Annotated in this window: 4 protein-coding genes and 1 pseudogene; all 5 read left to right on the top strand. The window is 32.8% G+C overall.

Translation table 11 applies throughout. The features are described from left to right. The coding region (locus DIS18_RS14845; protein WP_146191843.1) for a DUF7507 domain-containing protein at positions 1–2103 on the top strand (2103 nt) is incomplete at its 5' end. A gap of 124 nt (positions 2104–2227) precedes the next feature. Then, positions 2228–3238, top strand: a complete 1011-nt coding sequence (locus tag DIS18_RS14840; RefSeq protein ID WP_109353872.1) for a hypothetical protein — start codon at positions 2228–2230, stop codon at positions 3236–3238. A 137-nt stretch (positions 3239–3375) separates the two neighbouring features. Next, on the top strand, positions 3376–5166 hold the full coding sequence (locus DIS18_RS14835) for a DUF11 domain-containing protein (RefSeq protein WP_109353871.1): 1791 nt from the start codon (positions 3376–3378) through the stop codon (positions 5164–5166). A gap of 17 nt (positions 5167–5183) precedes the next feature. Then, positions 5184–5756 carry a superoxide dismutase family protein gene (locus tag DIS18_RS14830; RefSeq protein ID WP_109353870.1) on the top strand — a complete coding sequence of 191 codons (573 nt, stop codon included), beginning with the start codon at positions 5184–5186 and terminating at the stop codon, positions 5754–5756. 95 nt (positions 5757–5851) lie between these two features. Then, positions 5852–6890: pseudogene (locus DIS18_RS14825) on the top strand (hypothetical protein); the annotation flags it as partial.

Below are 6890 nucleotides of genomic sequence, written 5' to 3'. Positions count from 1 at the left end.
GCTTGGACACCAGCAGCAGGATTGGATGATGCAACATTACCAAATCCAACAGCGAGTGCAGCAGGAACATATAGTTTAGTAGTAACAGAAACCGCTACAGGATGTGTTAGTGTAAATACAGCAGAAGTAACCGTAAACCTAGATGATACCCCGCCGGTTGTAAGCGACGAAGCGGATCAGGCTCTATGTAATACGAGTGATTTCACGATGACTCAGAGCTCGCCTAGTATTGGAACAGGTCTATGGACTCTTGTAAATGGAACAGCAACAATAACAGATAATAGTTTACCAACTACAACAGTAACAGGATTAGCAGCTGGGACCACAGCAACATTAAGATGGACAGTTACTACTGGTACTTGTAGTGCCTTTGATGATGTGGTTATATCTCATGATATTTGCTCTTTGTCTTTAACCAAGACAGCCGATGTAGAGACATATGATGAAATAGGTGATGTTATTACCTATACATTTGTAACAACAAATACGGGTAATGTAACACTTAACAATGTTACAGTTACGGATCCATTACCAGGGTTGTCCCCATTAAACTGTGGAACTTCATGTGTTGCTCTTTTTGCAGACACTGTAACGGATTTAATTTCAGAAGTAGTAATTGATGGCGTTACGTATGACTTTAATACAGTAACAGTAAGCGAGTTGATAACTATATTATCAAACTTCGTTGCTTCAGAAGGGCTAAGTGGTATTTCACTTAATTCTGGTTTATTAATTCTAGAAGATTTAATAAATGATAGTGGTTTAAGTACTCAAACTATTCAAGGAGAGATTGCTAATCTATTAGCGTCACCAGATATTACACCAGAAGAGGCCGCTATTATATCTAATTTAAATACTTGTTTATCAGCAGTAGCCACAGATAATGGTTTAGCAACAGATGCTACAATAGCTGATTTATTATTGGAGTTATTAGGGATTGTTTCAGATTATATAGCAGACCAAGGACTAGGTAGTTTATCATTAAATACTGGATTATCAATAGCAAATGATCTAGCAGTTAATGAAGGCTATGCAAATTCAACAATCAATGATTTATTTAATTATTTATTAACTGTAGAGGCTAATTCAGCAAACTCTAACAGTACATTATTAAACAGTATTCTTGATTGTATTACATTAAATTGTGGTAGCTCAACAGCAACAACAACTTTGGCTCCAGGAGAGTCAATGACTTGTACTGCAACTTACACTATTACACAAGCTGATATAGATAATGGTTCTGTTGTAAATGTAGCAACAGCAGATTCAGATGAGACAGGACCAATAACAGCAACAGAAACTGTATTGTATGAGTGTGTAGATTTTAACTTCTTTGTATACTTAGAAGGAAGTCTTATAGAGCCACAAACAGGAGCTTATAATACACCAATGCGAACAACATTAAATGATTCTAGATTGTTACCAGGACAATATAGTGTTGATATTTTAGGGAATGTTTATACAGCACCATTGGGAGATACAGGTCAAGCTTATAGTATAGCACCATGGAATTATTCAGGAACAGAGGGCGCATCTTATGATTCAGGACAGAATGCATCAAATGCAGATGCTAATTATCCATCAGCAATTGTAGATTGGGTATTAGTATCGTTACGAACAGATCCAAATGATGGATCGCAAGCCATTTGCCAAAAAGCAGGTTTATTGTATAGTGATGGACATATAGAGTTTCCATCAGGAGATTGTTGTCAAATAGATGCATCAGAGAGTTATTATGTAGTAATAGAGCACAGAAACCATTTGATAGTTATGTCAGCAGATCCGGTATCAGTAGTTAATGGAGAGTTAACTTATGATTTTAGAGATAAACAATCTTATATTAACCTTTTCGGAGGAACAGCTGTAGGGCAGAAAGAAGTGTTAACGGGTGTTTATGCTATGTATGCAGGTAATGGAGATCAAACATCAGTACTTGAAGAAGATACTGATATTACTTCAGCAGATTATGCAAAATGGCTTAATAATGGATCTGAAACTAGAACATATAATCTAGTAGATTATAATATGGACGGAGATGTTAGTGCACTTGATTTTGAATTATGGGAGGAAAACTCTCCTTTATTCACAAGTGTTGCTAGATAAATTAATATGATAATATCTTGAGAGTATTTATTTCTTATACTCTCAAGATTTTCATTAAGCAAATTAACACACAACTATTTTTTATAAAATTTAAGAGTAAACTTGAACCTTTTAAACCTTAAAAATGAAAAAAGCTATACTACTAGTACTAATTATAATGGCAACATTTAATGTTATTTATTCTCAGCAATCTTTAAAATGGACAGTTGGAGAACCTAAGATTGAAGTTATAGATGATAAAGCTCACATAACATATCCAATAAATGTGTCAATAGATACAGAAGAAGGAACACCTATTTTAGGAACAAGCACAATGCGTTTGTTTTATGATAGAAATTATCTTTCAAACTTTGAGGTATCTAACGTGAAAAATGGGTATAGAAAAAGTGGACTAAATCAAAGTGATGCAGTTTTTGGAGAAATTTTTGGATTCTCTAATAATGAAGGTGTTTTTGCACAATTCAATATTATAGATGCCGCTAGAGTTAACCCAATTTATTTAAACTTAGAAGATAGACATATTTTGGATTTGTCTTTTGATTTAACTGATCAAGCAATTAGTGATTGGTTTAGAGATGGATTAATTTCTTTGCCAATTGTATTGGATAATAATTCTGTATCATGGGATCTCACACATGATTTAGATTGTGGTTACTTAGTTAATGACTCAGGAATAACAGGTTCTTATTATTTAAATGGAAATACAGAAAAAGCAATTTTAGCAAATGATGAAGTAGTTAATTATGCGTGGGAAACTACCCCTATTTTTGATGGAAGAGTAGACCAGTTGAACGATAGAACTGGTAGTTCAACTACTCAATTGAACCTAGAAGATTTTTCTGGTACTTTGTCGATAAAAGGCGATTTTAACAATGGAAAAGACTTATTTTTGGTTTATCGAGCACCTTTAGATAAAGGGATTGTAGTTAATTATAGCTTTCAATATAATACAGATATTCTAATAGAGGTTTTCGATATTAAGGGGGCATTAATACAAAAAAGACAAATACTTAATTACTCTAAAAATAATATTACTGAGGAAAACATTAATTTAAGTAATGTAGATGATCAAGTCTTGTTAGTAAAGCTAACAACTGAAAGAGAAGTGTTATCAAAAAAAACAATACATAATTAATATTTTTAAAGAGTATATATCTTTTTAAGGAATTTTATTCATAATTGAGAGTCGCCTAATTATTAAGAAAGAACATTTTAAATAAATTATTGCTTAAGTGCAATAAGCATTAGGTGTTATTATTAAAAACTGAATAATTGATTTTAAAGAATATTTATATTGCAATCGCAGTGTTTATAGTCAATGTGTTGACAATAAACGCTTTTCAAACTAATCCACCATCTCCAGTCTTAACCTTAACCAAGACAGCCGATGTAGAGACATATGATGAAATAGGTGATGTTATTACCTATACATTTGTAACAACAAATACGGGTAATGTAACACTTAACAATGTTACAGTTACGGATCCATTACCAGGGTTGTCCCCATTAAACTGTGGAACTTCATGTGTTGCTCTTTTTGCAGACACTGTAACGGATTTAATTTCAGAAGTAGTAATTGATGGCGTTACGTATGACTTTAATACAGTAACAGTAAGCGAGTTGATAACTATATTATCAAACTTCGTTGCTTCAGAAGGGCTAAGTGGTATTTCACTTAATTCTGGTTTATTAATTCTAGAAGATTTAATAAATGATAGTGGTTTAAGTACTCAAACTATTCAAGGAGAGATTGCTAATCTATTAGCGTCACCAGATATTACACCAGAAGAGGCCGCTATTATATCTAATTTAAATACTTGTTTATCAGCAGTAGCCACAGATAATGGTTTAGCAACAGATGCTACAATAGCTGATTTATTATTGGAGTTATTAGGGATTGTTTCAGATTATATAGCAGACCAAGGACTAGGTAGTTTATCATTAAATACTGGATTATCAATAGCAAATGATCTAGCAGTTAATGAAGGCTATGCAAATTCAACAATCAATGATTTATTTAATTATTTATTAACTGTAGAGGCTAATTCAGCAAACTCTAACAGTACATTATTAAACAGTATTCTTGATTGTATTACATTAAATTGTGGTAGCTCAACAGCAACAACAACTTTGGCTCCAGGAGAGTCAATGACTTGTACTGCAACTTACACTATTACACAAGCTGATATAGATAATGGTTCTGTTGTAAATGTAGCAACAGCAGATTCAGATGAGACAGGACCAATAACAGCAACAGAAACTGTATTGTATGAGTGTGTAGATTTTAACTTCTTTGTATACTTAGAAGGAAGTCTTATAGAGCCACAAACAGGAGCTTATAATACACCAATGCGAACAACATTAAATGATTCTAGATTGTTACCAGGACAATATAGTGTTGATATTTTAGGGAATGTTTATACAGCACCATTGGGAGATACAGGTCAAGCTTATAGTATAGCACCATGGAATTATTCAGGAACAGAGGGCGCATCTTATGATTCAGGACAGAATGCATCAAATGCAGATGCTAATTATCCATCAGCAATTGTAGATTGGGTATTAGTATCGTTACGAACAGATCCAAATGATGGATCGCAAGCTATTTGCCAAAAAGCAGGTTTATTGTATAGTGATGGGCATATAGAATTTCCATCAGGAGATTGTTGTCAAATAGATGCATCAGAGAGTTATTATGTCGTAATAGAGCACAGAAACCATTTGATAGTTATGTCAGCAGATCCGGTATCAGTAGTTAATGGAGAGTTAACTTATGATTTTAGAAATGAAGAATCTTATATAGCTACAGCTCTTGGTCTTTTTGTAGGACAGAAAGAAGTTTCAACAGGAGTTTATGCTATGTATTCAGGTAATGGAGATCAAACATCTTCATCAAATGAAGATACTGATATAACATCAGTGGACTATTCAAAATGGTTAAATAACGGCTCAAAAACAAGGACTTACAATTTAGTAGATTATAATATGGATGGAGAAGTAAGTGTTCTTGATTTTGAATTATGGCAAGCAAATTCACCTATAACAACAAGTATTTCTAGGTAGTTTATAAGTTTATAAAAATGAAAAAGAATTATATTCTATTTGTAATATGTTTTATAGTAACATTTGTTCAGTCTTGTAAAAAAGATGTTGACAAAAGTAAGGATTATGAAAGGTTGTCTGAGACCAATATTGTTAGTAATAAAAAAGTGAATGTTAAGCTTTTGGCTGTCAATGATAGTGAAGTTTTTGGTAGTGCCATTTTTAAAGAAGAAGGAAACAAAGTTACTATGATTGCTTTAATAAATAATTTAAAAGCAACAAATTATAAAATGCTTATAATTAATGATGATAATTGTTCCAATTTGGTTGAAAATGAAAGTTTACATTGGAATCCAACAAATGAAAAACATGGGTTATGGGGAGATGAATCAGGTTATCATAAAGGAGATATAGGCTATTTAAAAACAGATGATTTACTTAAAAACGGAACCTTAAGTTTTTCTACTAATGAGTGGTGTATTGATTGTGATGATGATACAAAAAATATATTAGGTAAAGGATTAATTATTATTGAAGAAAGAAGCGATTCTATATCTGATAAAAAAGACAATGTTATTTTGTCTTGTGGACAAATTAAAAAAGAAAATTAGTTACCTGTAAAAGTTTTTTTTAAGGTGATTATATAAAATGAAATGCTTGAATTTAAAGAGATTTAATCTCTTAGATTTTTAAAAATGATACTATGATGAAAAAAATTACATTAATAATTGGATTTGCTCTAATGTTTACTCAGATGTTTTCACAAACACCGAGAATATTAGAGTGGAGTATAGGTGAACCTCAGGTTACGTGTGGGGAATCAGTTCAAATATGTTACCCGTTATTAGTAACTATTAATGATGATAGTGAGTCACCATACTTAGGGACTTCTACTATGCGTATTTTTTATGATAGTAAACTTTTAAATAATTTATCTATTCAAAATGTAGAACCAGGATATTCTGCTGGTACATTAAGACTTAGCGATCCAGTTCTGGGTGGTGTTTTTGGTTTTTCTAGTGATGAAGGTGTTTTTGCTCAATTTAATGTAATTGACGGAGCTGCATCATCTCCAATTCAATTATCAGCAAGTAATTCTGTGCATGTTTTAGATTTTTGTTTTGTAGTTTCTGACTCTGCTTCTTATCCGTTGTGTACTCCAATAGTATTGGACAATAATCATTTAGGAAAAGGGCAAGGTATTGCGCAAGATGATGGTTACCTAATGAATGATGCCGGTATTGTTGGGACTTACCTTTTAAACGGAGATTTAGGAAATGCAATTTTGGCTGATGATGAAGTAGTGCATTATAAATGGGAGGATAATGGAAATGCTTTTGATGGCACTGTAAATGCTTTAGAAGATAGAACAGGAAATACGATAACAACTGATTGTATTCAAAACGTTTGTGGAGTTGATGAAGAAGTTTGTGATGGTATTGATAATGATGGTGATGGTGATATTGATGAAGGGTTTGATGCAGATGCAGATGGTATTGCAGATTGTTTTGATAACTGTCCAGATAGAGCTAATCCAGATCAGGATCCTGATGCAGATTGTGATGGTGTTCCAACAAGTGAGGACTGTGATGATAACGATCCAAACAACACGAATTCCAATGTAAACGATGCCGATTGTGATGGCGTACCATCAGATATCGATTGTGATGACAATGATGATACAGTAACAACAACAAACGAGAATGATGCAGATTGTGATGGTGTTCCAACAAGTGAGGACTGTG

This window comes from Algibacter marinivivus (assembly GCF_003143755.1).
GTDB lineage: Bacteria > Bacteroidota > Bacteroidia > Flavobacteriales > Flavobacteriaceae > Algibacter_B > Algibacter_B marinivivus.
This window is presented reverse-complemented; position numbering and strand designations above follow the sequence as displayed.